24 protein-coding genes and 2 pseudogenes are annotated in these 25,908 nt (G+C 40.5%); 12 read left to right on the top strand and 14 right to left on the bottom strand.

Translation table 11 applies throughout. The features are described from left to right. The first annotated feature begins 3 nt into the window (after positions 1-3). Complete coding sequence (locus FTU36_RS04495) at positions 4-780, top strand: META and DUF4377 domain-containing protein (protein WP_180040690.1); 777 nt, start codon at positions 4-6, stop codon at positions 778-780. Between the two features lie 621 nt (positions 781-1,401). On the opposite strand, the gene gdhA is transcribed toward FTU36_RS04495, so the two are convergent. After that, positions 1,402-2,748: an NADP-specific glutamate dehydrogenase gene (gene gdhA / locus FTU36_RS04490; RefSeq protein WP_354667291.1), complete on the bottom strand. Its 1,347-nt coding sequence runs from the start codon at positions 2,746-2,748 to the stop codon at positions 1,402-1,404. Positions 2,749-3,078: 330 nt separating this feature from the next. On the opposite strand from gdhA, the gene FTU36_RS04485 reads away from it, so the two are divergent. Both FTU36_RS04485 and nth read left to right on the top strand, forming a co-directional pair. Beyond that, complete coding sequence (locus tag FTU36_RS04485; RefSeq protein WP_180073237.1) at positions 3,079-3,873, top strand: RnfABCDGE type electron transport complex subunit B; 795 nt, start codon at positions 3,079-3,081, stop codon at positions 3,871-3,873. 2 nt (positions 3,874-3,875) lie between these two features. Further along, positions 3,876-4,565, top strand: a complete 690-nt coding sequence (nth, locus tag FTU36_RS04480; protein ID WP_180020700.1) for an endonuclease III — start codon at positions 3,876-3,878, stop codon at positions 4,563-4,565. 56 nt (positions 4,566-4,621) lie between these two features. On the opposite strand, the gene FTU36_RS04475 is transcribed toward nth, so the two are convergent. The 4 genes from FTU36_RS04475 to FTU36_RS04460 all read right to left on the bottom strand — a co-directional run bounded on the left by FTU36_RS04475 (position 4,622) and on the right by FTU36_RS04460 (position 7,549). Continuing rightward, positions 4,622-4,819, bottom strand: coding sequence for a hypothetical protein (locus tag FTU36_RS04475; RefSeq protein ID WP_078189865.1), 198 nt, complete (start codon positions 4,817-4,819; stop codon positions 4,622-4,624). Positions 4,820-4,905: 86 nt separating this feature from the next. After that, positions 4,906-5,565 carry an adenylate kinase gene (adk, locus tag FTU36_RS04470; protein ID WP_078189866.1) on the bottom strand — a complete coding sequence of 220 codons (660 nt, stop codon included), beginning with the start codon at positions 5,563-5,565 and terminating at the stop codon, positions 4,906-4,908. Positions 5,566-5,649: 84 nt separating this feature from the next. Then, on the bottom strand, positions 5,650-6,966 hold the full coding sequence (locus FTU36_RS04465) for a hypothetical protein (protein WP_168378316.1): 1,317 nt from the start codon (positions 6,964-6,966) through the stop codon (positions 5,650-5,652). A gap of 64 nt (positions 6,967-7,030) precedes the next feature. Next, positions 7,031-7,549, bottom strand: coding sequence for a hypothetical protein (locus FTU36_RS04460; protein WP_078192958.1), 519 nt, complete (start codon positions 7,547-7,549; stop codon positions 7,031-7,033). A gap of 234 nt (positions 7,550-7,783) precedes the next feature. Here FTU36_RS04460 and mrdA point away from each other — a divergent pair, with 234 nt between their 5' ends. Together mrdA and rsmD are read left to right on the top strand one after the other, a co-directional pair. Beyond that, on the top strand, positions 7,784-9,826 hold the full coding sequence (gene mrdA, locus FTU36_RS04455) for a penicillin-binding protein 2 (RefSeq protein WP_180116875.1): 2,043 nt from the start codon (positions 7,784-7,786) through the stop codon (positions 9,824-9,826). Between the two features lie 3 nt (positions 9,827-9,829). Then, positions 9,830-10,381 (top strand): 16S rRNA (guanine(966)-N(2))-methyltransferase RsmD, encoded by a 552-nt coding sequence (rsmD, locus tag FTU36_RS04450; protein WP_180026660.1) that lies wholly within the window; start codon positions 9,830-9,832, stop codon positions 10,379-10,381. Positions 10,382-10,437: 56 nt separating this feature from the next. Here rsmD and FTU36_RS04445 read toward each other — a convergent pair whose 3' ends face one another. Further along, entirely contained in the window at positions 10,438-10,887 is a 450-nt protein-coding gene (locus tag FTU36_RS04445; protein ID WP_180116874.1) for a hypothetical protein, read from the bottom strand. Positions 10,888-11,110: 223 nt separating this feature from the next. On the opposite strand from FTU36_RS04445, the gene FTU36_RS04440 reads away from it, so the two are divergent. Then, positions 11,111-11,848: a sulfite exporter TauE/SafE family protein gene (locus tag FTU36_RS04440; RefSeq protein ID WP_180116873.1), complete on the top strand. Its 738-nt coding sequence runs from the start codon at positions 11,111-11,113 to the stop codon at positions 11,846-11,848. Between the two features lie 189 nt (positions 11,849-12,037). Further along, entirely contained in the window at positions 12,038-12,367 is a 330-nt protein-coding gene (locus FTU36_RS04435) for a hypothetical protein (RefSeq protein WP_078189873.1), read from the top strand. Positions 12,368-12,460: 93 nt separating this feature from the next. On the opposite strand, the gene FTU36_RS04430 is transcribed toward FTU36_RS04435, so the two are convergent. After that, positions 12,461-13,039: a 1-acyl-sn-glycerol-3-phosphate acyltransferase gene (locus FTU36_RS04430; protein ID WP_171262613.1), complete on the bottom strand. Its 579-nt coding sequence runs from the start codon at positions 13,037-13,039 to the stop codon at positions 12,461-12,463. Positions 13,040-13,319: 280 nt separating this feature from the next. On the opposite strand from FTU36_RS04430, the gene FTU36_RS04425 reads away from it, so the two are divergent. Further along, positions 13,320-13,802, top strand: a complete 483-nt coding sequence (locus FTU36_RS04425; RefSeq protein WP_180116872.1) for a copper resistance protein NlpE — start codon at positions 13,320-13,322, stop codon at positions 13,800-13,802. Between the two features lie 79 nt (positions 13,803-13,881). On the opposite strand, the gene groL is transcribed toward FTU36_RS04425, so the two are convergent. The 4 genes from groL to FTU36_RS04405 all read right to left on the bottom strand — a co-directional run bounded on the left by groL (position 13,882) and on the right by FTU36_RS04405 (position 17,768). Continuing rightward, entirely contained in the window at positions 13,882-15,516 is a 1,635-nt protein-coding gene (gene groL / locus FTU36_RS04420; RefSeq protein WP_180111635.1) for a chaperonin GroEL, read from the bottom strand. A 73-nt stretch (positions 15,517-15,589) separates the two neighbouring features. Continuing rightward, a complete protein-coding gene (gene groES, locus FTU36_RS04415; RefSeq protein WP_078192966.1) occupies positions 15,590-15,880 on the bottom strand; it encodes a co-chaperone GroES in 291 nt (96 codons plus the stop codon). Positions 15,881-16,063: 183 nt separating this feature from the next. Beyond that, positions 16,064-16,849, bottom strand: coding sequence for a metallophosphoesterase (locus FTU36_RS04410; RefSeq protein WP_180116871.1), 786 nt, complete (start codon positions 16,847-16,849; stop codon positions 16,064-16,066). Next, the gene (locus FTU36_RS04405) at positions 16,830-17,768 is read right to left on the bottom strand and encodes a diacylglycerol kinase family protein (protein WP_078192968.1); all 939 of its coding nucleotides are present in this window, start codon (positions 17,766-17,768) and stop codon (positions 16,830-16,832) included. The genes FTU36_RS04410 and FTU36_RS04405 overlap by 20 nt, the downstream gene beginning before the upstream one ends. 412 nt (positions 17,769-18,180) lie before the next feature. Here FTU36_RS04405 and FTU36_RS04400 point away from each other — a divergent pair, with 412 nt between their 5' ends. After that, positions 18,181-20,013, top strand: coding sequence for a phosphoenolpyruvate carboxykinase (GTP) (locus FTU36_RS04400; protein WP_180116870.1), 1,833 nt, complete (start codon positions 18,181-18,183; stop codon positions 20,011-20,013). 81 nt (positions 20,014-20,094) lie between these two features. On the opposite strand, the gene glpD is transcribed toward FTU36_RS04400, so the two are convergent. Beyond that, positions 20,095-21,612: a glycerol-3-phosphate dehydrogenase gene (gene glpD, locus FTU36_RS04395; RefSeq protein ID WP_180116869.1), complete on the bottom strand. Its 1,518-nt coding sequence runs from the start codon at positions 21,610-21,612 to the stop codon at positions 20,095-20,097. A 342-nt stretch (positions 21,613-21,954) separates the two neighbouring features. On the opposite strand from glpD, the pseudogene FTU36_RS04390 reads away from it, so the two are divergent. Beyond that, positions 21,955-22,350, top strand: a pseudogene (locus tag FTU36_RS04390) (MFS transporter); the annotation flags it as partial. Positions 22,351-22,353: 3 nt separating this feature from the next. Here the strand turns inward: FTU36_RS04390 and FTU36_RS04385 are convergent. Both FTU36_RS04385 and FTU36_RS04380 read right to left on the bottom strand, forming a co-directional pair. Next, positions 22,354-22,839 (bottom strand): transposase, encoded by a 486-nt coding sequence (locus tag FTU36_RS04385; RefSeq protein WP_227554803.1) that lies wholly within the window; start codon positions 22,837-22,839, stop codon positions 22,354-22,356. Positions 22,840-22,886: 47 nt separating this feature from the next. Next, the gene (locus FTU36_RS04380; RefSeq protein WP_087547287.1) at positions 22,887-23,192 is read right to left on the bottom strand and encodes an IS630 transposase-related protein; all 306 of its coding nucleotides are present in this window, start codon (positions 23,190-23,192) and stop codon (positions 22,887-22,889) included. A gap of 34 nt (positions 23,193-23,226) precedes the next feature. Between FTU36_RS04380 and FTU36_RS04375 the strand changes: the two are divergent. Both FTU36_RS04375 and FTU36_RS04370 read left to right on the top strand, forming a co-directional pair. After that, a pseudogene (locus FTU36_RS04375) lies at positions 23,227-24,152 on the top strand (MFS transporter); the annotation flags it as partial. Positions 24,153-24,439: 287 nt separating this feature from the next. Beyond that, positions 24,440-25,759: an MFS transporter gene (locus tag FTU36_RS04370; protein WP_180116868.1), complete on the top strand. Its 1,320-nt coding sequence runs from the start codon at positions 24,440-24,442 to the stop codon at positions 25,757-25,759. Positions 25,760-25,908 lie beyond the last annotated feature (149 nt).

Here is a 25,908-nt window from a genome sequence, read left to right as displayed (position 1 = left end):
GTAATGAAATTAAAATATTTAGCGATCGCCCTCTTCCCTTTAGTCCTTGCAGCATGTCAATCAAGCGATATCCAAAAAGCTGGAGATTTAGCCGTGAGCGTATTACAACAACAAAATGCTGATAAAACTTTAGCTTCATATCAATGGAGCACCACCACTGAAAATGCACCAAAACCTTTGGTTTTAAATTTTCTAGAAAATGGCACTTTGGGTATTTCAACCAGCTGTAATAGCATGTCAACCCAATGGAAAGTGGAACACAATACACTTGTAACAGGCAACATTGCATCTACCATGATGGCATGTCCTGATAATGCGATGAAACAAGAAGGACTTGCATCTTCACTCTTTAGTGACCGTAAAGCACCTTTTGTTTTAAATACCACAGATCCACAAAATCCAACGTTAACGATTATTTCTGCAACAGGTGAGAAACTGGTTTTCACTGGAAAATTAACACCTGAAACCCAGTACAACTCACAAGGCGAAACAATTTTCCTTGAAGTCAGCCCTGAAACCAAACAATGTACAGGTGTTGCTCCACAAACTTGCTTACAAGTACGTGAAGTGAAGTACGATGAAAAAGGCTTAAAAACACAAGTTGATAAAGACTGGACTTTATTTTACGATCAAATTGAAGGCTTTAAGCACACTCCTGCAGAACGCCAAATTATTCGCGTAAAACGTTTTGAACGTAAAAACCCTGCTGCTGACCAATCAAAATATGCCTATATTTTTGATATGTCAGTCGAACGTGAAGCCGTAAAAGGTACGTTGTAAGTTACAGCCGATAAAAAACCGAGGTCATCGCCTCGGTTTTTTTATATCTTCACAACTGCAAACGCTAATCAGCCGTGCAAAGTTTTCAAATCACGATGTAATGTTCAGCCAATGCTTTAGCGATGTAAATTTAAAGCTACTACAAAAGCAAAATGCCCTGCCTGAATTCATCCTGAAGAATCGCAATCAACAGACCTATATTTTTAAAGGCATACAGCGAATTACTGATTTACATGATTTTGAAGCAGAACAATTAACTCAAAAGAATCGGGTCTCGTAAAGAATAACGCTCCCCCCAAACCACACTCAAATTAACGATGGCAGTATGACATTCTTAGTGGCCGTAATTACATTGGCCACAATTATGATGTAGAAAAGCATACTTTGCGTTTTATAGGAGATGTAGGGAGTACACTGAAGTTCAGCACACAGTTACATCGGTCAGGGCTTCATTTTTAAACGTTTGCTCGACCAACCCTTAAATTTTCACTTCAGTGTTATGGATAGCGAAATCCAACTTACCCTGATGAGCACTAATTAACAATCCAATATATTCCAAACCATTAAGCCATAAAAAAACCGAGGCTTGAGCCTCGGTTTTCAGTTCAACTTACGGAGAACTTAGTAAACGCCTTGAGCAAGCATTGCGTCAGCAACTTTTACGAAGCCTGCAATGTTCGCACCGTTTACATAGTTCACAGTACCATCTTCTTCAGTACCGTATTTCACGCAGTTGCGGTGAATTTCTTTCATGATCGCGTGTAGACGCTCGTCAACTTCTTCGAAAGTCCAACCCAAACGAATTGCGTTTTGAGACATTTCAAGACCAGAAGTTGCAACACCACCCGCATTAGATGCTTTACCTGGTGCATAAAGAATTTTCGCTTCAACGAATTTCTCAACTGCAGCCAAAGTAGATGGCATGTTTGCGCCTTCAGCAACACAGATTACGCCATTAGCAAGAAGAGCTTCAGCATCAGCTTCATCTAATTCATTTTGAGTTGCACATGGCAGCGCGATATCACATTTGATTGACCAAGGGCGTTGACCTTCTAAATATTCAAAACCGTGCTTAGATGCAAATTCAGAAATACGGCCACGCTTAACGTTTTTCAATTCCATTACTTCAGCAAGAAGTTCAGTTGTGAAACCGTCTTTCACGTATACAGTACCAGCTGAGTCAGAAAGTGAAACCACTTTCGCACCTAAGTACATTGCTTTTTCAGCAGCATATTGTGCAACGTTACCAGAACCCGAAATCGTTACAACTTTATCTTTAAAGCTGTCGCCACGAGTTTTTAGCATTTCCTCAGCGAAATACACAGTACCGTAACCAGTTGCTTCAGGACGTGCAAGTGAACCACCGAAAGTTAAACCTTTACCAGTGAACACACATGCTGTGTCGTTGCTTAATTTTTTCATCATACCAGCCATGTAGCCCACTTCACGGCCACCTACACCGATGTCACCCGCTGGGATGTCAGTGTTAGAACCAAGATGACGGTATAACTCGATCATTAATGCTTGACAGAAACGCATAATTTCGCCTTCAGATTTACCTTTAGGGTCAAAATCTGAACCACCTTTACCACCACCCATAGGAAGTGTAGTTAAGGCATTTTTGAAAGTTTGTTCAAAACCTAAGAATTTAAGAATTGAAAGGTTCACTGATGGGTGGAAACGCATACCACCTTTGAATGGACCAATTGCTGAGTTGTATTGAACACGGAAAGCACGGTTAACTTGAGTTTGACCTTTGTCATCTACCCATGAAACACGGAACTGAATTGCACGCTCAGGCTCAACAAGACGTTCTAGCAAACCGTAGTCAGCATATTGTGGATTCTTTTCGATGAATGGCCAAAGGCTCGTCATCACTTCTTCAACAGCTTGAAGAAATTCAGGTTGATATTCATCACGTGTTTTAACGTAGTCTAGGAAGTCGTTAAGGCTGTTATATTTCAACACTTAATCCTCAGCAGATGTATGGATCAAAATTGATCACAATTTTGATCAAAGATATATTTTGGCGCAAAATATTAAATATCTTTTGTAACTAATCAGCAATAGTTTTTTTAAAAAATCTTTAAATTCTTTAAAGAACAGCGATTTAAATTGATTACTCAGGCATTTTAGTTATAAATATTATTACTTTTAGGAATATTTTAATGAATTATTTTGCTCATTTATGATGCATCTATAGACCCATTTTTGCGCACAGTAATTCATACTGAAACATGCTAGAATTCAACGTCCTCTTTGATTTTTCTCTGCCTTCATTTGTACTCGCGACTACCCATGACTTCTGAAATTTCCCTCATCCAACAAATTGATGCCCTATTGCCACAAACTCAATGTGGACTTTGTGGACACCGAGACGGCTGCTTACCCTATGCCAAAGCCATCAGTGAAGGAGAAGAAGCCAATAAATGTATACCCGGTGGTCAACCTGTAGCAGATTCACTAGCAGCGTTATTAAATCGTCCACACTTAACAGCAGAAGCCAGCGTTTGGCCAATCCAAAGTGATGGACGCCCGCAACGGGTTAAAGCTGTGATTCGTGAGGATGAATGTATTGGTTGTACCAAATGTATCAGTGCCTGCCCTGTCGATGCCATTATTGGCTCAGGCAAATTGATGCATACGGTCTTGACGGATTTATGTACGGGCTGCGAACTCTGCATCCCACCGTGTCCAGTGGATTGTATCGACCTTGTCGAAGAGCTTGATCAAGTGCCATCTGAAGCCGCTCGAATCGCAGAACAGAATGATTTACGTCGCCGCTACTATGCACATATTCAACGTGAGGAAAAGCGCAGAATTCATCGTAAAGGCCCAGTCGTACGTGCTGAAATTGACACGGAACTTTTTGCCCAATTTTCGACCCAGACAGACTCAGTACCGGTCATTGAAGTCGTGGAAAAACCTGCTACGCCAGTCGTTCAACTCGATGCAAAAACCACCATTGAACTTGCAAAAATTCGTACACAAATTAAGAAATTAGAAAAACAACTGAGTGTTCGAGACGATGCAAAAAAACGTGAGTTACTCCATACCCTCACGCAACAATTAACACAACTGCAAGGGGCTTAATCATGGCTGTTAAAAACATGACTAAGAAGCAAATTCAAACTTTTTTTGAACGCTTACGTGAGCAACGCCCCAACCCGAAAACTGAACTCAATTATAGTAGTCCATTTGAACTTTTAGTGGCTGTTACCCTATCTGCTCAGGCCACAGATGTCAGTGTCAACAAAGCCACAGATAAACTTTTTCCAGTAGCAAATACTCCTGAAGCTATTTATGCGTTAGGTGTTGACGGACTGAAGGAATATATCAAGACCATTGGCCTGTATAACTCAAAAGCGGAAAATGTCATTAAAGCCTGCAAGATTCTCATTGAGAAGCACAACAGCATCGTTCCGAATAATCGTGCAGATTTGGAAGCCTTACCCGGTGTCGGTCGTAAAACTGCAAATGTGGTGCTGAATACTGCTTTTGGTCAACCGACCATGGCCGTTGATACACATATTTTTCGTTTAGGTAATCGTACAGGATTGGCTGTCGGCAAAAATGTTCTGGAAGTCGAACACCGACTCGTCAAAGTGATTCCTAAAGAATTTATCGTCGATTCACATCATTGGCTGATTTTACATGGACGCTATTGTTGTATTGCCCGCAAACCCAAATGCGATGAATGTATCGTGTCTGATGTATGTAATTGGAATGATAAGTATGAGTTTGGTGCATTAAGACCGATTAAAACCACCCAAATTGAAGATTAATCTCTTCAATTTCGGGCTAGATGGAATTTGTAAGAATCAATTGATCAAATTGATGATTAATTTTTATCTTGTTCTTTCTGTTTTTTATCAAACTCTTGCTGCAGTTTTGGATGTAAGCGATATTGCTTAGGGTTCAGTTTAGCTTGCTCTGCTTCTTCCACTTGCACCTTACGCAACATTTTAAAGCTGACAAATAATAAGCCCAATAACACCGCCACAGCGATGATGACCATTATAACCAAAGCAAATTTCATAACAGATTCGCCCTAAAAGCCACATAAAAAAAGAGCCCCACTATGCAGTAGGACTCTTTGATTGTCAAAAATTCAAAAAAGTTGAATTATTTAGACTGATCTAAAATCGCGAACAAATCAGTTTGAACTTGATCGATTGGACGAAGACCATTTAATTTGTCATAAGTCGGTGCGTTTTCGCCAGAAGCTGCACGACCTTGGTAGAAACCAACCAATTGCTCAGTTTCAGCGTGGTAAGAACCTAAACGCTTACGAATTGTTGCTTCTTGGTCATCAGGACGTTGAACAAGATCTTCACCAGTTTCGTCATCTTTACCTTCCACTTTTGGCGGGTTGTAAACGGTGTGATATACACGACCAGATGCTGGGTGTTGACGACGACCAGATAAACGTTGAACGATTTCTTCGTCAGGTACATCGATTTCAATTACGTGATCGATGCTGATACCTTCGTTTTCAAGCGCTTCAGCTTGTGGAATCGTACGCGGGAAACCGTCAAAAATGCAGCCGTTGACACAGTCAGGTTGAGCAATGCGTTCTTTTACAAGACCAATAATAAGCTCATCAGATACAAGGCCGCCATTATCCATGACGCTTTTAGCTTGTAGACCTAATTCAGTACCTTCACGAATCGCAGCACGGAGCATATCACCGGTTGAAATTTGTGGGATATCGTAGCGCTTACAGATCAACTGAGCTTGTGTCCCTTTACCTGCTCCAGGTGGTCCGAGTAATATAATGCGCATAAAAAAACATCCTCATTTTAAACATTGTATATGACGCTATGTAGTGATCTGAACCCAAGATTCAGATCATCTTCCAGCATCTAATTATAAGAAAGCCACAAACAAATGTATTGTACCCGCGATAAAACCGGTTACACCACCCAAGACAATTAAAATCCATTCGTCTTCCTGAAATGCAGGACGTAATAGATTTTGAAATTCTTTCGGTGTTAGCTCACGAATACGGTCTCTAAACATTTGAAAGATTTTCTGTGCACGGCTCGCATTAAACGCAGGGTCGCATACAGGCACCATCGTAATTTCAATTGAGCGATCGATCAAGTCTGTCTTGAGTTTTGCGTACTCTTTTGGACCTAAAGACAACTGTAATGAGGTACGAACCAGTGGAGATTCCATAATTTCATTAATATGACGTTTCACAATGCGACGGGTCTTATCTTTCTTCCCGCCATACATCATTTCGGTCATGATGGATTTTAACGTAATTAGGTCTTCTGTGACTACACTTGCGAATACATCCGAAACTTCTTCTTGGCGTTTCATAAACGCCCCTTGAACATTGTACGTTCCAATACGTGGAATCACAGGTTTAATCCAAGGGAATTTACGATCTTTAGTTAATTCAAATAATTGCAAATACTTTACGGGGTGCGGCTCAATTGGATTAAATACCATCCAGATGGCAATCCAGTTGGTCAAAAATCCCCAGATTGCTGCCCAAAATGGAACCGTCCAATGCCAAGGCACCACAAACCAAACGATCATTTGGAAGATACCAAAGAACATCCCAATCAAGGCACTGATATGCCAAATAAAGTTGATTTCTTTCTGGCCAACTTTAAGGAACATCCGCACCATCAAGAGACGATCCGCTTCCATTTGACTCACCACCATTTCTCGCATGTCAACAAGTGACTCTACGTTCATGGTCAGTTCGGTCACGAGTTCTTTTAAGGTATTTGGCAGCTGTTTATGTGCTTGGGCATAAATACGGCGTTTAATCGAATACGGTAAGTTTTCCCAAAGCACCGCATTTCGGTCTAGCATGACTTCATCAATCAAATGCTCAAGTTCAAAGCCAACTTGTTCACCAATGATGCGCGCCATATCCTCAGGATCCATTGCATCCAAAAACTCGCGTAAGGAACCCAATTTAGACAATGTGTTATCCGTAATAATGCCAGAAATACGTCCAGCTTTTCTTGGCACAATCCCCTGCCATCCTACGGGTAATGGACCTAAATGGAATCCCCAGAAAGTAATCGGGTAAAACACCATTTTCAGTGCCATCCAAACGTGTGCCCAGGTAACGAATGCGGTAACGGGGATAATACTCAGCACAGCCCAAAAATCGGGACGTTGCAAAAAGGTTTGCCACAATTCGTTAACGTACTCAAGCATGCATAACTTCCATATTTAATTTTATTCAGTGAGTGCGGTTATAAAATAAAGTTGATTATTTTCACTACAAACCAAAACTTAAAGTATATGAGATTTGTAGTCTCGGTTCGGTTTCCACAATCACATTACCTGATTTGTCTTCTAATTTTTCACCCGCACCCAAGCCTACACTAAACGTACTAATACGCTCGGCACTCAACATCACATAAGCAAGATCGATACCACCACCTAAACGCGCTTCATCTTCACCATCTACTTTCTTGGAGTCGATGTGGCCCGCATAAGCTCCGATATAATAACCATTTTTATCTTTGCCAGTGAAATGAACGGGGTAACGAAAGCCGACTTGCCCACCAGGTGTTTTATCATCGTTCAAGAAAACACCAGCTTTTGCATAGGCAATGCCATATGGGTTTACCCACTCACCATTCACGTGAATAATTTTTTGAGTAAAACCTGCTCCAACATTCCATGGTTGATAACCCTTACCTGTTAACTTTGCCTCAGGTAAAAATGAATTGTCATTGGCATGTGCGATGCTTCCGAGCATCATAAATGCAAGCAATGGATATAATTTATTCATTGTTTTCACAAACTTCCTTAGTATTATTTTTTGGAATATTCCTTTTTTATACGTTTCGACTTTAGCAGAATAATATGAACTGTTATACACAAAGCCCCATATTTTTCATGTCTGCAAAGTCAAAATATAGACTGCAATCACAGCAGAGTCTTTTTTATTTATCAAAAAAATGTCAGTTGCGCTAGAATATGCCTCTTCCGTTATTTTAGCTCTCAGTCTTTAAGTCGAACGCGTATGAAGCAGCATTATCCTTTAAAAAATGTCCAGCAAGAAAAGCGGATTTATCGTAATCGCGTGGTGATTTCGATAGGGATTGTCTCCTTCTTTATGCTGTTGCTTGTGGCACGATATGCATATTTGCAAATCAAAAGTTATGAGACCTTTTCGACTGCTGCCGATCAAAACCGAATTCGATTGCAACCGCTTGCACCTTCTCGTGGTTATATCTATGACCGTAATGGTGTGTTATTAGCGGATAATTATCCGGTTTTCTCAGCAACCATGAGCCGTGCGGATGTTGAAGACATTGATGATACGGTAGAGCGCCTAACGCCTCTGTTAGAACTGACTGATGAAGACATCGAACGTTTCAAAAGTCGGATTAAAACCTCTAAAAAGACTGAACGTGTTTCGATTAAACTGAATTTAAATGAAAATGATATCGCCCGTTTTAGTGAGGTGAAATATCAATTCCCAGGTGTCAATATAGAGACCCAAATGACTCGCTACTATCCACATGGCGAACTGTTTGCCCATGTGATTGGCTACGTGGGTCGTATTAATGACAAAGAACTAAAAACGATTGATAAAGATTTATACGCTGGCTCAAACCTGATCGGTAAAATTGGCGTTGAAAAATCATATGAAGAACTTTTACATGGAATGCCGGGGAATGAGTCGGTTGAAGCCGATGCCTTTGGTAATGTGTTACGTCACCTTGGTCGTAAAGATCCGATTCGTGGTAATGACTTATATTTATCCCTAGATTATGGACTACAAATGGTCGCTTCAGAGCAGCTCGCAGATCGACGTGGTGCAATTGTGGCGATTGACCCACGTACTGGAGAAATTCTTGCTCTTGTGTCCAGTCCTAGTTTTAACCCTAACTTATTTGTTACCGGGATTAGCAGCAAAGATTATTCTGAACTACGTGATAGCCTCGATCAGCCATTATATAACCGTGCTGTACAAGGGGCTTATCCTCCAGGTTCAACGATCAAACCGATGTTTGGTCTAGGTGGTATTCATTATGGTCTAGTGGACTGGAGTACTGCCATTTCAGATCCGGGCTATTTCACGCTTCCGGGTGACAGCCATCGTTTCCGTGACCACAAAAAAACTGGTCATGGCTCAGTCAATTTACACAAAGCCCAAGTCGTTTCCTGCGATACCTATTTCTATGTCTTGTCCTATCGTATGGGCATTGAAAAAATGAATACGTGGATGCGTCAGTTTGGCTTCGGTGAAAAAACCGGTGTAGATTTACCAAGTGAAAGCACTGGGCTATATCCAAATCCTGAATGGAAACTTCGCACACGGAAGTCCAACTGGCTCAAAGGTGAAACCATTTCTGTCAGTATTGGTCAGGGTGCTTTTACTGCAACACCATTACAACTGGCGATGGCGACTGCCATTACTGCCAATCAAGGCTCTCATGTTACACCTCACGTTCTGCGTGAGAGTAAAGGTGCTAAAGTTCACAAAGTCCATAACGCCCCGAATGGTCGCATTCAATTTAATGGTAAGCCAGATGATTGGATCAAAATGCGTGATGCCATGATTGATGTGGTTCAAACAGGGACCGGTCGTGGTATTCGTACCCCAATGTATCAAATAGCAGGTAAAACAGGGACCGCACAGGTTAAAAGTATTGCCCAAGGTAAACGTTATAACGAGTCCTTATTGACAGAGCGTCAGCTTGACCATGGTTTATTTGTTGGTTTTGCCCCTGCGGAAAAACCTGAAATTGCCATTGCAGTCGTTTGGGAAAATGGTCGTCACGGTGGTTCTGCTGCTCAAATTGCGAAACCGATGTTTGACTACTGGTTATTAACACGTAAAAAGAATCCAATTCGTCCTGCAAGCCATCAAATTAGCGGTGGTCTCATGACTGCAGGTCTAAAACCGAGTGAGTTACCAAGCGGCTCGAATATTTTATCAGCCGATCCAAATGCGAGCCCAACAGCTCAGCAGAACAACAGTGCCACTCAACAACCGAATAGTGTAAATACAACACCTCGTGCTGCCAGTGCAGCACATGCAACCGATGAGGAATAATTCATGAAAAATCAATTAAGAATCATTGGTGGTGAATGGAAGCGTCGTCAATTACCTTTTGCCAGTATTGACGGTTTACGCCCTACACCTGACCGTGTCCGCGAGACATTATTTAACTGGCTCATGTGGGATGTTCAAAATGCCAAAGTCCTCGACCTCTGTACAGGTTCAGGGGCATTATCGTTTGAAGCACTCTCACGTGGTGCAGCAGAAGCCGTTTTAATTGAACCTGATCGCACCCAAGCGAAGTTTCTCATGGACAATTTAGAACTCTTAAGGGTGAGCAAACAACGTGTGCAACTCAAAAACATGACGGCTCAACAAGCCATTCCTAATTTGAAAGATCAATTTGATCTGATTTTCTTAGATCCACCATATAGTCTTGATTTATGGCAAGAACTTGCTGAATTGGTCGATCCGTGCATTGCAGACAATGGTTTAATTTATATCGAAGCTGATCGTGATCTTGCTCAGTTAAAACTCCCGAGCAGTTGGCAGCAAATCAAACAAACCAAAGCTGGGACGGTGTGTGCAGGCTTATATAAGAAGGCTTAATGTAAATGCACACAAAAAAGGACGTTAATGCGTCCTTTTTTATTACTTGAAAATCATTAAACCTGTGGTCGAAGTGGACGCTGGCTGTTAAATCCACCTGGGGTTTTAGCTTTATCCACGGGCGTTACTTTAGGACGTTGTTGCTGTGGTTTTTGCTGCTGGGGCTTACTTGTATTGGGTTTAGCTGGCGTCTGAGGCTTTGCGCTTGGACGATGCACATTTGACGGATGCTGAGATGAAGGTTTATGCACATTCGGTTTATGAGTATCGTCTGGACGGCTATTCGAATTCGGTCGTGGTGAGTTTGGTCGATGTTGCGGGCTATTCACTCGACCATATGAGCGGTCATAACGCTGTCCGTATGAACCACCATATTGACCTGAATAACCATATTGATTTGCATAGCCATATTGATTCGAATGGTATCGGCCATCATCAAATGGCGCCACGACACACCCTGTAAATGTAACTGCAACCACAGATAGCAAAGCAACTTGTTTAAGCATGTGTAGCACTCCTCTTTGATGAAGAGCATTTTCACCTCTTTGATGAAGAGCATTTTCACTTATCGAAATGAATTTAATTGGAAGTCTGTGTACATCTGCTGTATTTAAATATTCATGTTCTATTCATGATTTGATGTCCAATTTTGCTACATTTACTCAGTCAGCCACATTTATATAGAAAAATTCACTACAATAGCGCCACGTATTTCAAAGCTGTAATTTAATGACTTGGCTGATTTTTATTCTTGGTGCCATCTTTGCGGGATTCGTACAAGGATTAACAGGGTTTGCATTCGCCCTTATCGCAATGTCATTTTGGGTTTGGATACTTCCCCCGCAAATAGCAGCACCCTTGGTCGTCTGCGCTTCAGTTTATAGCCACTTCATCTCATTATCATCAGAACGCAAAAGCATTCCGATCAATAAAAATATCATTTATCCCTATTTAATTGCAGGAATTTTAGGTGTACCGCTCGGTACGTATTTATTAGACAGCATTAATCCAGATACATTTAAATTGGTTTTGGGCGCTTTATTTATGTTTTGGTGCCCAATTTTATTTTTTAATCCTAAATTTTCATTCATCCAAAAATCAGGGAAATGGGCGGATTCTAGTATTGGATATATTGCTGGAATCTTGGGTGGTCTTGGAGGCTTTTGTGGTGCATTACCCTCTGCATGGCTCATGCTGAAAAATACACCCAAAGCAGAACAACGCTATATTTTGCGACATTTCAATTTAGCTATTCAGCTCGTCACACTCATTAGCTATCTGCTACAAGGGATCATCCATCGTGAACATCTGCCCTATTTAGCCGTGCTTTTGGTGATTATGGCTTTTCCAGTGATTTTTGGTGCCAAACTTTTTTATCGCATTTCAGAACGCCAATTTAAACATATTGTATTAGGTCTTCTATTCTCTTCAGGCTGCTTCTTGGTAACGATGAGTGTCTTAACCTGATGACTAAAACCAAAAGATATTTATCTAGATGATTCTAGAAAATCGCCTTCTCAGTTAGACATTCACATCTTGTAACAATGACACAGTTCACATTTAAATAAAAATTAGCCAAATGGTAAAAAAGTGATTAATTTTTTTGTCGAAAATTAATAGAATATTGCACCTCATAATTTTGCTTAAAATAAAACCATGAAAAAGTTCATCCTGCTTGCAGGTGTAACTCTGCTTAGCGGCTGTATGTTTGGCACGTCCAGCGAAATTAAAAAAGCTGAAAAACTACTCTCACATTTTCAATGCAATAATATTGAAAGTTCACATATGACTCATAGCTCGATTACAAGTTTTCATGAAGAAAAACTGGCATCAAGTAAACAAAAGGTCGTGTCATATATCGACAGCTATAAAGAAGGCGAAAAATTATTTCGTATCCCGCTCATCGATGTAGTTGATCAGCAATACATTATTTATAAGGCGGCATGTCAAAATCTGGGCGGTATCCATCCCGACTTTAATGATTAAAATCAATATAAAAATCTAAACAGAAGAATCTAAATAGAAGAATCTAAACATAAAAAAGGACAGCCGATGCTGTCCTTTTTTTGGATTGTTGGATTAGTGATAGCGTGTATCGACACTGAATTTTTCAGGAAATTTGGCATGTATTTGCGCGTAAAAATCCATGATTTCAGCCATATCTTTTTCATAATCGCCTGTAGGATAAACAATTTTACCCACCCCAGTCTTTTTCTGCGCATAGTCCATATAGGCTAAAGCAATCGGCACACCCGCTTGCATAGCAACATGGTAAAAACCAGTTTTCCACTTCTCTTGTTTAGCGCGTGTCCCTTCTGGCGTCACCAACATGACCAATTTTGGATGATGCTTGAACAAGTCAGCCATCAGCTCAACCATACTTTGACGAGCTTCACCATCTTGTTTTGGACGTCGATTAATACCAATTCCGCCCATGGCACGTACAAAAGGCCCAAACGGGAATTTCATATAACTGTCTTTAATCGTGATACGAACATTAACCCCTAAAGCTTTCAGGGCAAGGCGTGCATAAAGTGCATCCCAATTACTGGTATGTGGCGCTGCAATCATGACACATTGGTCGATATTTAAATCCCAATGGTTATCAATTTGCCACCCCATTAAGTTCAGACTTTTTTCCGCTGTTTTTTCAAACACAATTTGCACCGACAGTTTTTTCTATGCCACAGAGTTTAACAACGCAAAATAATTATAAAAGCCTATATTGTTCAGTAATCCACCAATTAATATATAAATGTCCTTTAGCGTTCACTTTTAGGTAAATCACCAATATTTCACTATTTACGAATTTTAAAAATCAAATGTCTGTTTTAATGTATTAACCAAACACACAATTGTTAACAAGAATAGGCTATTTTTCTTGAGCAATAAAAGCCACGCTTAGCATTATATTGGGTACGTACGGTGTATAAATCTCATGAAAAAACTAATCCTCGCTCTCTGTATGGTCAGTGCAACCCTAACGGCATGTTCAAAGACCAGCAATGAATCTGAAACCGCTACACCACCAGATAATAATGTCATTGCTAATACAGACGCTGCCTCAGAAAGTCCGATTGCCACAGGTGATAACACCGAAAATGCACTTGATTGGGCAGGTGAATATAAAGGGATTCTACCTTGCCATGATTGCAAAGGAATTGAAACCGAACTTGAACTTAAACTTGATAAGAGCTATGAACTCAGCCAAGAGTTTTTAGGTAAAGCTGCGAACACTGAAAATAAAGTGAAAGGCAGTTTTAAGTTTTTGCCAGATCAACCTGGGATGATTCAACTTGATGCCCAAGGCGACAATCGAATTTATTTTGTAGGTGAAAACTTTATTGAGCTTCGTGGTGATAAAGGTGAAAAACTAGAAATGCCTGAAGTAAATCTTAAACTCACCAAAAAGCTTGATTAGTGTTTTACTCTAAGTAGGATTGTTATAAAAAAATCCCCGCAAGTAGCGGGGATTTTTTAGATCGGATGATCAGTATGAATTACATCATACCGCCCATGCCACCCATACCGCCCATATCAGGCATAGCAGGTTTATCTTCTGGGATTTCAGTAATCATACATTCAGTTGTAAGCATTAAGCCCGCAACAGATGCAGCATGCTCAAGCGCAGAACGTGTTACTTTAGCTGGGTCAAGAATACCCATTTCTAACATATCGCCATACTCTGAAGTCGCAGCGTTATAACCGAAGTTACCTTCACCGTTTTTCACAGCATTGATTACAACTGATGGCTCATCACCAGAGTTTGCAACGATTTGACGAAGCGGTGCTTCAATTGCACGACGTAAAATGTTGATACCAACATTTTGGTCATCGTTAGCACCAGACACACCTTCAAGTGCTTTTGCAGCACGTACAAGTGCAACACCACCACCTGCTACAACACCTTCTTCAACTGCAGCACGAGTTGCATGAAGTGCATCGTCAACGCGATCTTTCTTCTCTTTCATTTCAACTTCAGTTGCAGCGCCGATTTTGATTACAGCAACACCGCCTGCCAATTTAGCAACGCGTTCTTGAAGTTTTTCTTTGTCGTATTCTGAAGTAGATTCTTCAATTTGCGCACGAATTTGAGTTACACGTTCAGCAATTTGCTCTGCAACACCTGCACCATCAACAATTACTGTGTTTTCTTTAGAAACAGTCACTTTATGAGCTGTACCTAAATCTTGAAGAGACGCTTGTTCAAGTGACATGCCTACTTCTTCAGAAATTACAGTCGCGCCAGTTAAAATCGCGATGTCTTGAAGCATCGCTTTACGACGATCACCAAAACCAGGCGCTTTAACCGCACATACTTTGATAATGCCGCGCATGTTGTTCACTACAAGTGTAGCCAACGCTTCGCCTTCAACATCTTCAGCGATGATAAGAAGCGGTTTACCTGTTTTAGCAACAGCTTCAAGTACAGCAATCAATTCACGGATGTTGCTGATTTTTTTATCAACAAGAAGAATGTATGGGTTTTCAAGTTCAGCTGTTAGTGTATCTTGTTTGTTTGCAAAGTAAGGGCTGATGTAACCACGGTCAAACTGCATACCCTCTACAACATCTAGAGAATCTTCAAAGCCTGAACCTTCTTCAACAGTAATTACACCTTCTTTACCGACTTTTTCCATTGCTTGAGCAATAAGTTTACCAACAGTGGTGTCAGAGTTCGCAGAAATAGAACCTACTTGTTCAATCGCTTTAGAGTCAGATGCAGGTTTTGCAGTCGCTTTAATTTCAGCAACTACGGCTTTAACCGCGATGTCGATACCGCGCTTAAGATCCATTGGGTTCATACCCGCAGTTACTGATTTAATCCCTTCATTAAGAATTGCTTGTGCAAGAACAGTTGCAGTTGTTGTACCGTCACCCGCAATATCGTTGGTTTTTGAAGACACTTCACGAACTAGCTGAGCGCCCATGTTTTCAAACTTGTCTTTTAACGTGATTTCTTTAGCAACAGAAACACCATCTTTAGTGATGTGCGGCGCACCGAAAGAACGGTCGATGACAACGTTACGGCCTTTAGGACCTAAAGTCACTTTTACAGCATCTGCAAGTACATTTACACCCGCGATCATTTTTGAACGCGCTGAATCACCAAATTTTACGTCTTTAGCTGACATGTCTAACTCCGAATCTTTTTAAAATTTTTAACAATTTATGATGAATAAAAGGGTCTAAATGCGTGTACGAAACTTAAGCTTCAAGTACCGCTAAGATGTCAGACTCTTTCATAATAAGAAGCTCTTCGCCTGCTACTTTTACTTTTGTACCGGCATAAGTGCCAAACAATACGTTGTCACCAACTTTAACGTCTAATGCACGTACGCCATTGTCAGTTACTTTGCCATTACCTACAGCGATTACTTCGCCTTGAGCAGGTTGTTCAGCTGCTGAAGTACTTAAAATAAGACCACCAGCAGTTTTAGTTTCCTTTTCAACACGGCGAATCACAACGTTGTCATGCAAAGGACGAATATTGCTCATAGTTAACTCCAGACTAAGTCTATTTACTAGATAAAAGACGATGACATTTTGATTTCCATAAGCCATCGACAAAAAATAATTTAGATGACACTTTTGTGGGGATGGAAAAAAACCCTTCAAGGGCAAAATTTAATTTTTTTCATTTTTTTGTATTTTTTTTCTTCAAAATTTAAATTTAAAGGATTAAAGCTCATCCAAAATATGAGTACTAAGATTTTCTTCGAATATTTTTAACTTTGAATGATAAAAATAATGCTGCACATTCATCTGCTCATCAATGACATTAAAACTGTTGGCAAGGTTATCGTGTAGGCGATATGACGTTGCAGTTCCAGCATGAATATCCCAAACTGGATGCGCAGCACCTAAAGCATAAATCTGATTGAGGTCATAGCTGGCTGGAACATGTAAATGCCCATGCAATAAACCATTTAAACCGTGTTGACTCCACTGTTCGAGTGCCAAACGCCCTTGAACAGGACAATCTTTCACACCATGCGGGTCATTGGGCGGCGTATAAAAAGGTTGATGCGCTATGATTAATTTCACTTTATTGGGCGGCGCATGTCTAAGTAATTCCTCGACATGATATATTTGCTCGAGCGATACATGCCCTCGCGTATGGTAACGACGGCGAATACTATTGATCCCAATTAAATAAAAATGCTCGGTTTCCAGTACATTTTCCATGGCACCAAAAAAAAGTTGATAACGTGCAAAAGGGCTAAAAACACGGTTCCATAAATGATATAGCGGAATATCATGATTCCCCGGCACAACGATATAAGGCAGCTTTAAGCTTTCTAAAAATTGCTTACATGCATAAAACTGACGATAACGCGCACGCTGGGTCAAGTCTCCACTGGCAACCACGGCCTCGATACGCTGTTCACGACAAAATTGCTGAATAGCGCGCATACACTCTGGCTTTTCAGTGCCGAAATGCAGATCAGACAGATGCAGTATCATGTGGCACCCGTATCTTTAAGGCTTGTTTTTGCACTCGAATTTTAAGCGGCGGTTTCATTTCTACAATCTCACCATCCACAGCAACGGTCATTTTTTTTCGTTGGGTATGTATGGTGACTTCATCAGCGGCAAAACTATACACATCTGGTGCATTGTCGATATTGCCACGGATCAATTGCCATAAAATTTTAAATAACGTTTTCTTATCACTTTTTGCGACCACCACACCTGCAACTTTACCTGCCTCTGCATCTTTAGCGATTTGCAAGTTTAAATCGGCCAATTGCAATTGATTATTGCCAAAAAAAATCAAGGGCGTTTTGACTGGATAAATATGATGATCCACTTCGATTTCCAATTTCAGCTCTTTACGATCTCGAATCAGCACATCCAAACCTGAGGTATAAGCATGCAATGGGAAACGCCCAAACTTCTGATTATAAAATTCTCTTTTTTGTATAAATAAAGGATACAAGCCCAAACTGGCATTGTTTAAATAGATATGTTCATTGATTTGCGCCACGTGCACCTGTCGATTATTGCCTGTCGCAATCACCTGTGCCGCTTGAATTAAATCGAGAGGAATATTGAGTACCCGCGCCACATAGTTAAATGTGCCCAAAGGTAAGACCCCCATAGGAATATCGGTATGCATCAACTGATGAGCAACAGCATTTAAGGTTCCATCACCACCTGCAGCAACCACAACACCCAAATTATCAGGGTCTTTATGGCGTGCAAATACCTTGCTCATTAAAGTATCAAAACTCGCTTCCTGCCCAAGCTCAAATGACTGTATTTCGAAATTATGATCGGATAATATCCGCACAAGTTCCTCATAGACTTCATCTTTGTTTGCAGCATGAAATCCTGATTTTTTATTATAGATAATAGATAAAGGCTTGGCTTGTTTAATCACTTTTTATACATCTTGGCCGCTTAGTATTGTATTTTGTCGAATTTAACAGCAAATAATAGCGCCTTTATGTAAAAATCGAATTACCACCATTTATTTAATCAATAATAATTCTCAAATATCAATTACATGCAACTTTTTGTTTTTATTAAAAATAACTATATAAAATATTGTCCATCACGTTAATAAATAAAGTGAAAATTCACCACATAATATGTTAAGTTATTGTATTTTATCTATATTTAATATAAATAGCATTAACTACCAAAAAAAATCTACCACTTCTTTAGTCTTATTTTTTTTATGATTTTATGCTTTAATACAGCCACTTTTTTTCATCTTTTATCTGCATGATGTAATCCATGATGCAGATTATACTTTGTACGGTTAGTACATTTTTGAGATAGGCCTCACCATGACCCAAGTGAACGCACCAGAATTCGTTCGTCACCCTAAGCTCATTGCTTGGGTGGAAGAAATTGCCAAATTAACCAAACCAGCAAAAATCGAATGGTGTGACGGTAGCGCAGAAGAATATCAACGTTATATCGACTTGATGATCGCTAACGGCACTATGCAAGAACTTAACCAAGAAAAACATCCTGGTTCTTACCTTGCTAATTCTGATCCTTCTGACGTTGCTCGTGTTGAAGGTCGTACTTATATCTGTTCTGAAAAACAAGAAGATGCAGGCGCAACAAACAACTGGGAAGCTCCAGCTGAAATGCGTGCTCGTCTGAATGGTTTATTTGACGGTTCAATGAAAGGCCGTACTTTGTACGTTGTTCCTTTCTCTATGGGTCCTTTAGGTTCTCATATTGCTCACATCGGTATCGAACTTACTGATTCTCCTTACGTTGCTGTAAGCATGTCTAAAATGGCTCGTATGGGTAAAGCTGTTTATGACGTACTTGGTACTGACGGTGACTTCATTCCTTGCGTACACACTGTTGGTGCTCCGCTTGAAGAAGGTCAAAAAGACGTTGCTTGGCCTTGCAACCCTGAAAAATACATCGTTCATTACCCAGAAACTCGTGAAATCTGGTCTTACGGTTCTGGTTACGGCGGTAACGCATTGTTGGGTAAAAAATGCCTAGCTTTACGTATTGCATCTTCTATGGGTCGTCAACAAGGTTGGTTAGCTGAACACATGCTCATCCTTGGCGTGACAAACCCACAAGGCGAAAAACACTACATCGCAGCTGCATTCCCTTCTGCGTGTGGTAAAACAAACTTCGCGATGTTGATTCCACCAGCGGGTTACGAAGGTTGGAAAATTGAAACTGTAGGTGATGATATTGCTTGGATCAAACCAGGTGAAGATGGTCGTTTATATGCAATCAACCCTGAAGCTGGTTTCTTCGGTGTAGCACCTGGTACAAATACCAAGACTAACCCGAACTGTATGGCGACTCTTCATAAAGACGTAATCTATACTAACGTTGCTGTAACTGACAACGGTGAAGTATGGTGGGAAGGTCTTTCTAAAGAAGTACCTGCTAATCTAACTAACTGGAAAGGTCAACCACACACCGGCGAAGAAAAAGCAGCTCATCCAAATGCTCGTTTCACTGTTTCAGCTGGTCAGTGTCCTTCTATTGATGCTGACTGGGAAAATCCAGCAGGTGTTCCAATTTCTGCGTTCATCTTCGGTGGTCGTCGTGCAGACACAGTGCCTCTAATTTCAGAAGCATTTGACTGGGTTGACGGTGTTTACAAAGCTGCAACTATGGGCTCTGAAACAACTGCTGCTGCTGTTGGTCAACAAGGTATCGTTCGTCGTGACCCATTCGCAATGCTTCCATTTGCGGGTTACAACATGGCTGACTACTTCTCTCACTGGTTAGAAATGGGTGAGAAAGTTGGCAAGAAAGCTGCTGCTGCTGGTAACAAGCTTCCTGGTATCTACAACGTGAACTGGTTCCGTCGTGATGCTGAAGGTAACTTCGTATGGCCTGGTTTCGGTCAAAACATGCGTGTTCTTGAGTGGATCATCGATCGTTGTGAAGGTCGTGCAGACGCTGTTGAAACACCTATCGGCCTTGTTCCAACATACGAACAATTGAACTGGACTGGTTCAGACTTCACTAAAGAGCAATTCGAGCTTGTAACTTCTCAAGATAAAGATCAATGGATCAAAGAACTTGAAAGCCACACTGAATTGTTCAACAAACTTGGTGATCGCTTACCAAAAGCACTTAAAGTACGTCAAGACGAACTTTTAGAAGCTGTAAAAAAATCTGCTTAATTGGCCTTTAATTTCCCTCCTTTAAAAGAGGGATTAAGGAAGATTTAAAAGACCGCCTTGCGCGGTCTTTTTTTATATCAACTAAGCCACATCTTGAGCTTTTTGCTTTATTCGTATTGCCATTAAGTATTCATCCAAAACATCAACTTCAGCTGCACTGAATTGCAAATATAACTTTGTCCGTCTTTGCAAAATATCTTCAGAACTTCTCGCCCACTCCTGCTCAACTAAATAATCCACTTCTTGAGCATACAAACCATGTCCAAAGTTTTGACCCAATTCATCAATCGAAGTTAAATGATTCAGTAAAGCCCAAACACGTGTTCCATAAGCATGTGCCCAACGACTGGCTAGACTGATCGAAACCCCTCGCACTTTTTGTTGGATTTCAGCTATCAACTGCTCGATTGATTCTAAATTTTCCGCACCAGGCAATGCTGTATCAGCAGTCCAAGGTTTGGATCGATGATGAAAAACAGTTTTAAGCTGATCTAATGCCGCTTCTGCTAGTTTTCGGTAAGTGGTAAGTTTGCCACCAAAGATTGAAAGTAATGCAGCCCCTTCTACATCGGTCAGTGCCAAAGTATAATCTCGCGTGACTGCGGCTGGATTATCTGACTCATCATCACACAGCGGACGCACACCTGAATAAGTTGAAATGATGTCCGTTTGCGTCAATTGAGTTTTAAAGTGATCATTTGACACATCAAGCAAGTAATCGATTTCTTCTTGGCTTATCTTTACTCGATTTGGGTCTGCGTGATATTCACGATCTGTCGTGCCGATCAGGGTAAATTGTTCTAAATAAGGGATCGCAAAGACAATGCGATGATCATCATTTTGCATAATAAAAGCTTTATCACCCTCAAAAAGTTTTGGAACAATGATATGACTACCCTGTATCAGCCGTATACCATAAGGTGACTCTTGCTTTAACCCCTGTTTTATAAAGTCAGCGACCCAAGGACCTGCCGCATTCACCAAGACTTTAGCCTGCACATTTTGCAATCCCTTGGCATTTTTTAGACATACCTGCCAAATTCCACCTTTACTATATGCATTTAAACATTCTGTTCGAGTCAGAATCTGTGCACCATGTTCTCGTGCTTGTATTGCATTGAGTACAACTAAGCGTGCGTCATCTACTGCACAATCGGAATATTCGAACCCTCGGGTAAATTTGGATGCTAAAGGACTAGCTTCCACATCAAATTCAATACCATTTGAGCCTGAAAGCTGTTCTCGCTTACCCAAATAATCATAAAAGAATAATCCAGTCCGAATCAGCCAAGCCGGACGTAAGTGCGGTTCATGTGGCATGATAAAACGCATCGGTCGAATAATATGAGGGGCTTTTTTAAGCAGAACTTCGCGTTCTGCCAGTGCTTCACGTACCAAACGAAATTCTTTATGTTCCAAATAGCGCAGACCACCATGAATTAATTTGCTACTTGCAGATGAAGTGTGGCTCGCGAGATCGTCTTTTTCACAGAGCAAAACACTTAAACCCCGCCCCGCTGCATCACAGGCAATACCAACACCATTTATTCCACCACCAATGACCACCATGTCATATATTGATTGTTGTTGTGTATTCATCGCTCCCTCCCGCTATGTCTTTTTATTCAACAATGCTTCGTTTTCTTTGCTTTATTATTTTTCTCATTGATCATGCTTTTTTGATCAAGTACCTATTTTGATCAAGATATCTGTACGCTGAGTTTTTTATATCCTTCAATAAATGAGAAGTTATATTTTAAATGTACGTTTAAAAGCCTGCTGGCTCAAGTATGAAATCAATCATTTTAAGGCCCAAACCATTATTCAAAGCAAAATTCATGACAAGTTGTTGATTTGTACACTTTTTAAACAAAACCTCTTTTTTAGTTTACATTTCATGCTTTTCGATACGCATAAGATATTTTCACATAATAAAAAAAGATGGATTTTAAAATGACGGAAGAAATTGTTACTCAATCAAATTTAGATACAAAGACCCGAGTGAAATCCATTCTCGGTGGTTCAGCCGGTAATCTTGTTGAATGGTACGATTGGTATGTCTATGCAGCATTCACCCTCTATTTCGCCCATGCTTTTTTCCCTCAAGGTAGCCAGACTGCACAGCTTCTCCAAGCTGCGGCCATCTTTGCAGTCGGTTTCCTCATGCGACCCATTGGTGCATGGATTATGGGGATCTATTCAGACAAAAAAGGTCGAAAGTCAGGTTTAACCCTCTCCGTCACACTCATGTGTATCGGCTCATTGATGATTGCCATTTCTCCAACGCATGACCAAATTGGTATTTTGGCGCCGATTATTCTTGTGGTTGCACGACTATAGCTAAATACCAAATAAATCATTACAGTAATCTTTAAATAATTTATCAATATCTTTAACTCTAAACTTAGTTCGAATCGCCTTGACTCGTGACCACATATTTTCTATTGGATTTAAATCTGGACTATATTTAGGAAGCCACACAATGTAATGGCCTGCACAACGTATCAACTCCTGAAGTCTTTTCCCTTTGTGAAAGGTCGCATTGTCCATAATCAAAACACTGCTTTCTTTCAACTTAGGTAATAAATCCTGTTCAATCCAACATTCAAATACTTCTGTATTCACAGAACAATTAAACACACCAACTGTCAACAATCTATTTTCGATAATTGCACCGATCGCATTACTGCAATTCTTCAACTGCCAGTTAAATTCACCTTCAGCACGTGTTCCTTGAAGGCTATAACTATGAGTTCTGGTACTTTCACTTTGAAAACCACTTTCATCTATGTAAATCAGAGGCAATTTCCCTTCTAAACACTCTATGAGATTTTGAAATTGCTGACGTTGATTTTGATCTGCTTTAGGATGCTTTAACGTCTTTTTTTACGCGATATTCCTGCGGCATGTAATGCATTAAATACCGCATGAGTGCTTACTCCTAAACGTTCAGCTCGCTCATACTGATAATCATCAGGATATTGTTCAACATCCTTCAATATTTGCTCTCTGCTAATTTTAGCTGGACGGCCAGGAATAGGTTTGTTTGTAGTGGACTTTTTCCAGTTCTGAATCGTTTGTATACAGATGTTAAAATGCTGTGCTGCTTTTCGCACAGACATTTCATCTCGAATCATAATTTCTATGACTTTGTCTTTAAAATCTTTTGAATATCCCATATCTCTATTGTTCTATAGTTTTTAGGATTTGGCTATAATTCAAGGTTTAAGTGTCGGCGGTGAATATGGCGCTAGTGCGACCTACCTCAGTGAAATGGCTGACCGTGACCGTCGTGGTTTTTTTCAAGCTTTCAATATGTTACACTGATTGCAGGTCAGTTGACTGCACTGTGCGTACTACTTATTTTGCAATGGTTGCTGACAGAAGAACAATTGCATGATTGGGGCTGGCGTATTCCGTTCTTTATCGGTGCGTGTTTAGCGGTAGTGGTTTTCCGCATTCGACGTGGCCTACTAGAAACCCAGTCCTTCAAAAATGCACAAGAGCAAAAGGACCAGCCTGAATCAGGCTTATTTTCTCTATTTAAGCATTATCCGAAAGAAGCATTCACGGTGTTATTTTTAACAGCTGGGGGTACATTGGCTTTTTATACCTACACCACCTATTTGCAAAAATATCTGGTCAATACCTCTGGCTTTAGTAAACCTGAGGCCACGCAAATCACCACTTTAGCACTGTTTATTTTTATGTGCTTACAACCACTAGCAGGTGGTCTATCCGATAAAATTGGTCGTAAGCCTTTAATGATCGCTTTTGGGATCTTAGGGGTGCTGTTCACCTATGTTCTATTTAGTGCATTAGGACAAACTCAAGATTATTGGACTGCATTTTGGCTCTGTCTCGCAGGTCTAGTGATTGTCACAGGATACACCTCGATCAATGCGGTTGTAAAAGCAGAAATGTTCCCTGCGCATATTCGCGCATTGGGTGTTGCACTGCCTTATGCTCTTGCAAATACCATCTTTGGTGGTACGGCAGAATTCTTCGCGCTGAGTTTTAAAGAAGCTGGTCACGAGTCATGGTTCTTTATCTATGTGACCATCATGATTTTTATTTCGTTATTGGTCTACGTCTTTATGAAAGACACCAAACACCATTCCAAAATTCAGGAGCATTGATCAGGGTTATTTGAAGATGAGTTATTGATCAATCTGATCAAAAACAGCATGTTTTCCCCATCAAAGCCTCAGTCTATGAGGCTTTGTTTTTTTCATTTAGTCGTGAAAAATGTATCTGGTCAAAAATATCGCATTTTATAGACTAAAGTCGCATGATTTTCTGCGACAACAGGAGTATAAATTAAATAAATATAGTTCCATCTCCCATTTCGACAAAATATATTGATTTAAACTTTTCCCAAAGAGTTTAAATGGATATGTTTTGCATTCATTCCTTGGAGAATGATGTGTCAAACTCATCTGAGCCAGTTGTTCCTGAACAATTGGATAGAAAAACTCGTGTCAAATCTATCCTCGGCGGATCTGCCGGCAACCTCGTTGAATGGTACGACTGGTATGTCTACGCTGCCTTTACCCTTTACTTTGCACCGCAATTTTTCCCTGATGGTGACAATACTGTAAAACTCTTACAAGCGGCTGCAGTCTTTGCACTCGGTTTCTTAATGCGTCCAATCGGCGCATGGGTCATGGGTATTTATGCTGACCGTAAAGGTCGTAAAGCAGGTTTAACGCTGTCTGTATCGTTGATGTGTGTCGGCTCACTGATGATCGCATGTGCACCAACCTACGATTCTGTAGGGATGCTCGCACCCGCTATTCTACTTTTAGCGCGTTTACTCCAAGGCTTAAGTGTTGGTGGTGAATATGGTTCTAGTGCCACCTATTTGACTGAAATGGCAGGTAAAAACCATCGTGGTTTCTTCTCAAGTTTCCAATATGTCACACTGATTTCAGGTCAGCTATTGGCACTTTGCGTTTTAATTATCTTACAGCGTAATTTCTCAGAACAAGCTTTAACTCAATGGGGCTGGCGTGTTCCGTTCTTCATCGGTGCGTTACTCGCTATTGTGGTGTTCTGGATTCGTCGCGGTTTAGTTGAAACTCAATCCTCTAAAGAAGCTCAAGAACAAGCTAAAAATGGTGGTCCAAAATCAGGTGCTTTAGCGTTATTTACCAAATACCCTAAACAAGCCTTCACTGTGATCATGTTAACTGCCGGTGGTACTTTAGCGTTCAACACCTTTACCACTTATTTGCAAAAATATTTGGTCAACACGTCTGGCTTTGAAAAAACCACAGCAACTGAAATTACCACTGCTGCGATTTTCATCTTCATGCTTTTACAACCTGCTGTCGGTGCGCTTTCAGACAAAATTGGTCGTAAGCCAATTATGATCGCCTTTGGTGTGCTTGGTGTGCTGTTTACCATTCCTATTTTCAATGGTATCGGTTCAACTACCAGCCCAACCACAGCATTTATGCTTTGCATGAGCGGTATGGTGATTGTCACTGGTTATACTGCGATTAATGCCGTAGTAAAAGCAGAGTTGTTCCCTGCACACATCCGTGCCCTAGGTGTTGCATTGCCTTATGCCATTGCAAATACACTCTTTGGTGGTACCGCAGAACTTGTAGCTTTGAGCTTCAAAAATGCAGGCCATGAAAACTACTTCTTCTACTACATTACATTCATGATTGGTTTATCTTTAATTACCTATGTCTTCATGAAAGATACTAAAAAACATAGCATGATCACTGACGATTAATTCGCTCAGCCCTGCTATTCCACTTAAGCTCATCAAAGCCTATTTTGATGAGCTTTTTTTATCTCCATTTCCATCTACTCATCGTTTCGGCTGCATCAAAGATTTAATCAAACTTCTTTGGCTTTCTTTGTTTTCGCCATCGAGTCGAC

The sequence above is a fragment of the Acinetobacter sp. YH12096 genome (genome assembly GCF_013419215.1).
Taxonomy (GTDB): domain Bacteria; phylum Pseudomonadota; class Gammaproteobacteria; order Pseudomonadales; family Moraxellaceae; genus Acinetobacter; species Acinetobacter amyesii.
The sequence above is the reverse complement of the archived record's forward strand: the minus strand, read 5'-3'. Positions and strand labels throughout refer to the sequence as shown.

Coding starts and splice junctions, on each gene's coding strand:
- FTU36_RS04495 (WP_180040690.1), top strand. CDS start 4: ATGAAATTAAAATATTTAGCGATCGCCCTCTTCCCTTTAGTCCTTGCA.
- FTU36_RS04485 (WP_180073237.1), top strand. CDS start 3,079: ATGACTTCTGAAATTTCCCTCATCCAACAAATTGATGCCCTATTGCCA.
- nth (WP_180020700.1), top strand. CDS start 3,876: ATGGCTGTTAAAAACATGACTAAGAAGCAAATTCAAACTTTTTTTGAA.
- FTU36_RS04475 (WP_078189865.1), bottom strand. CDS start 4,819: ATGAAATTTGCTTTGGTTATAATGGTCATCATCGCTGTGGCGGTGTTA.
- adk (WP_078189866.1), bottom strand. CDS start 5,565: ATGCGCATTATATTACTCGGACCACCTGGAGCAGGTAAAGGGACACAA.
- FTU36_RS04465 (WP_168378316.1), bottom strand. CDS start 6,966: ATGCTTGAGTACGTTAACGAATTGTGGCAAACCTTTTTGCAACGTCCC.
- FTU36_RS04460 (WP_078192958.1), bottom strand. CDS start 7,549: ATGAATAAATTATATCCATTGCTTGCATTTATGATGCTCGGAAGCATC.
- mrdA (WP_180116875.1), top strand. CDS start 7,784: ATGAAGCAGCATTATCCTTTAAAAAATGTCCAGCAAGAAAAGCGGATT.
- rsmD (WP_180026660.1), top strand. CDS start 9,830: ATGAAAAATCAATTAAGAATCATTGGTGGTGAATGGAAGCGTCGTCAA.
- FTU36_RS04445 (WP_180116874.1), bottom strand. CDS start 10,887: ATGCTTAAACAAGTTGCTTTGCTATCTGTGGTTGCAGTTACATTTACA.
- FTU36_RS04440 (WP_180116873.1), top strand. CDS start 11,111: ATGACTTGGCTGATTTTTATTCTTGGTGCCATCTTTGCGGGATTCGTA.
- FTU36_RS04435 (WP_078189873.1), top strand. CDS start 12,038: ATGAAAAAGTTCATCCTGCTTGCAGGTGTAACTCTGCTTAGCGGCTGT.
- FTU36_RS04425 (WP_180116872.1), top strand. CDS start 13,320: ATGAAAAAACTAATCCTCGCTCTCTGTATGGTCAGTGCAACCCTAACG.
- groL (WP_180111635.1), bottom strand. CDS start 15,516: ATGTCAGCTAAAGACGTAAAATTTGGTGATTCAGCGCGTTCAAAAATG.
- groES (WP_078192966.1), bottom strand. CDS start 15,880: ATGAGCAATATTCGTCCTTTGCATGACAACGTTGTGATTCGCCGTGTT.
- FTU36_RS04410 (WP_180116871.1), bottom strand. CDS start 16,849: ATGATACTGCATCTGTCTGATCTGCATTTCGGCACTGAAAAGCCAGAG.
- FTU36_RS04400 (WP_180116870.1), top strand. CDS start 18,181: ATGACCCAAGTGAACGCACCAGAATTCGTTCGTCACCCTAAGCTCATT.
- glpD (WP_180116869.1), bottom strand. CDS start 21,612: ATGAATACACAACAACAATCAATATATGACATGGTGGTCATTGGTGGT.
- FTU36_RS04380 (WP_087547287.1), bottom strand. CDS start 23,192: ATGGGATATTCAAAAGATTTTAAAGACAAAGTCATAGAAATTATGATT.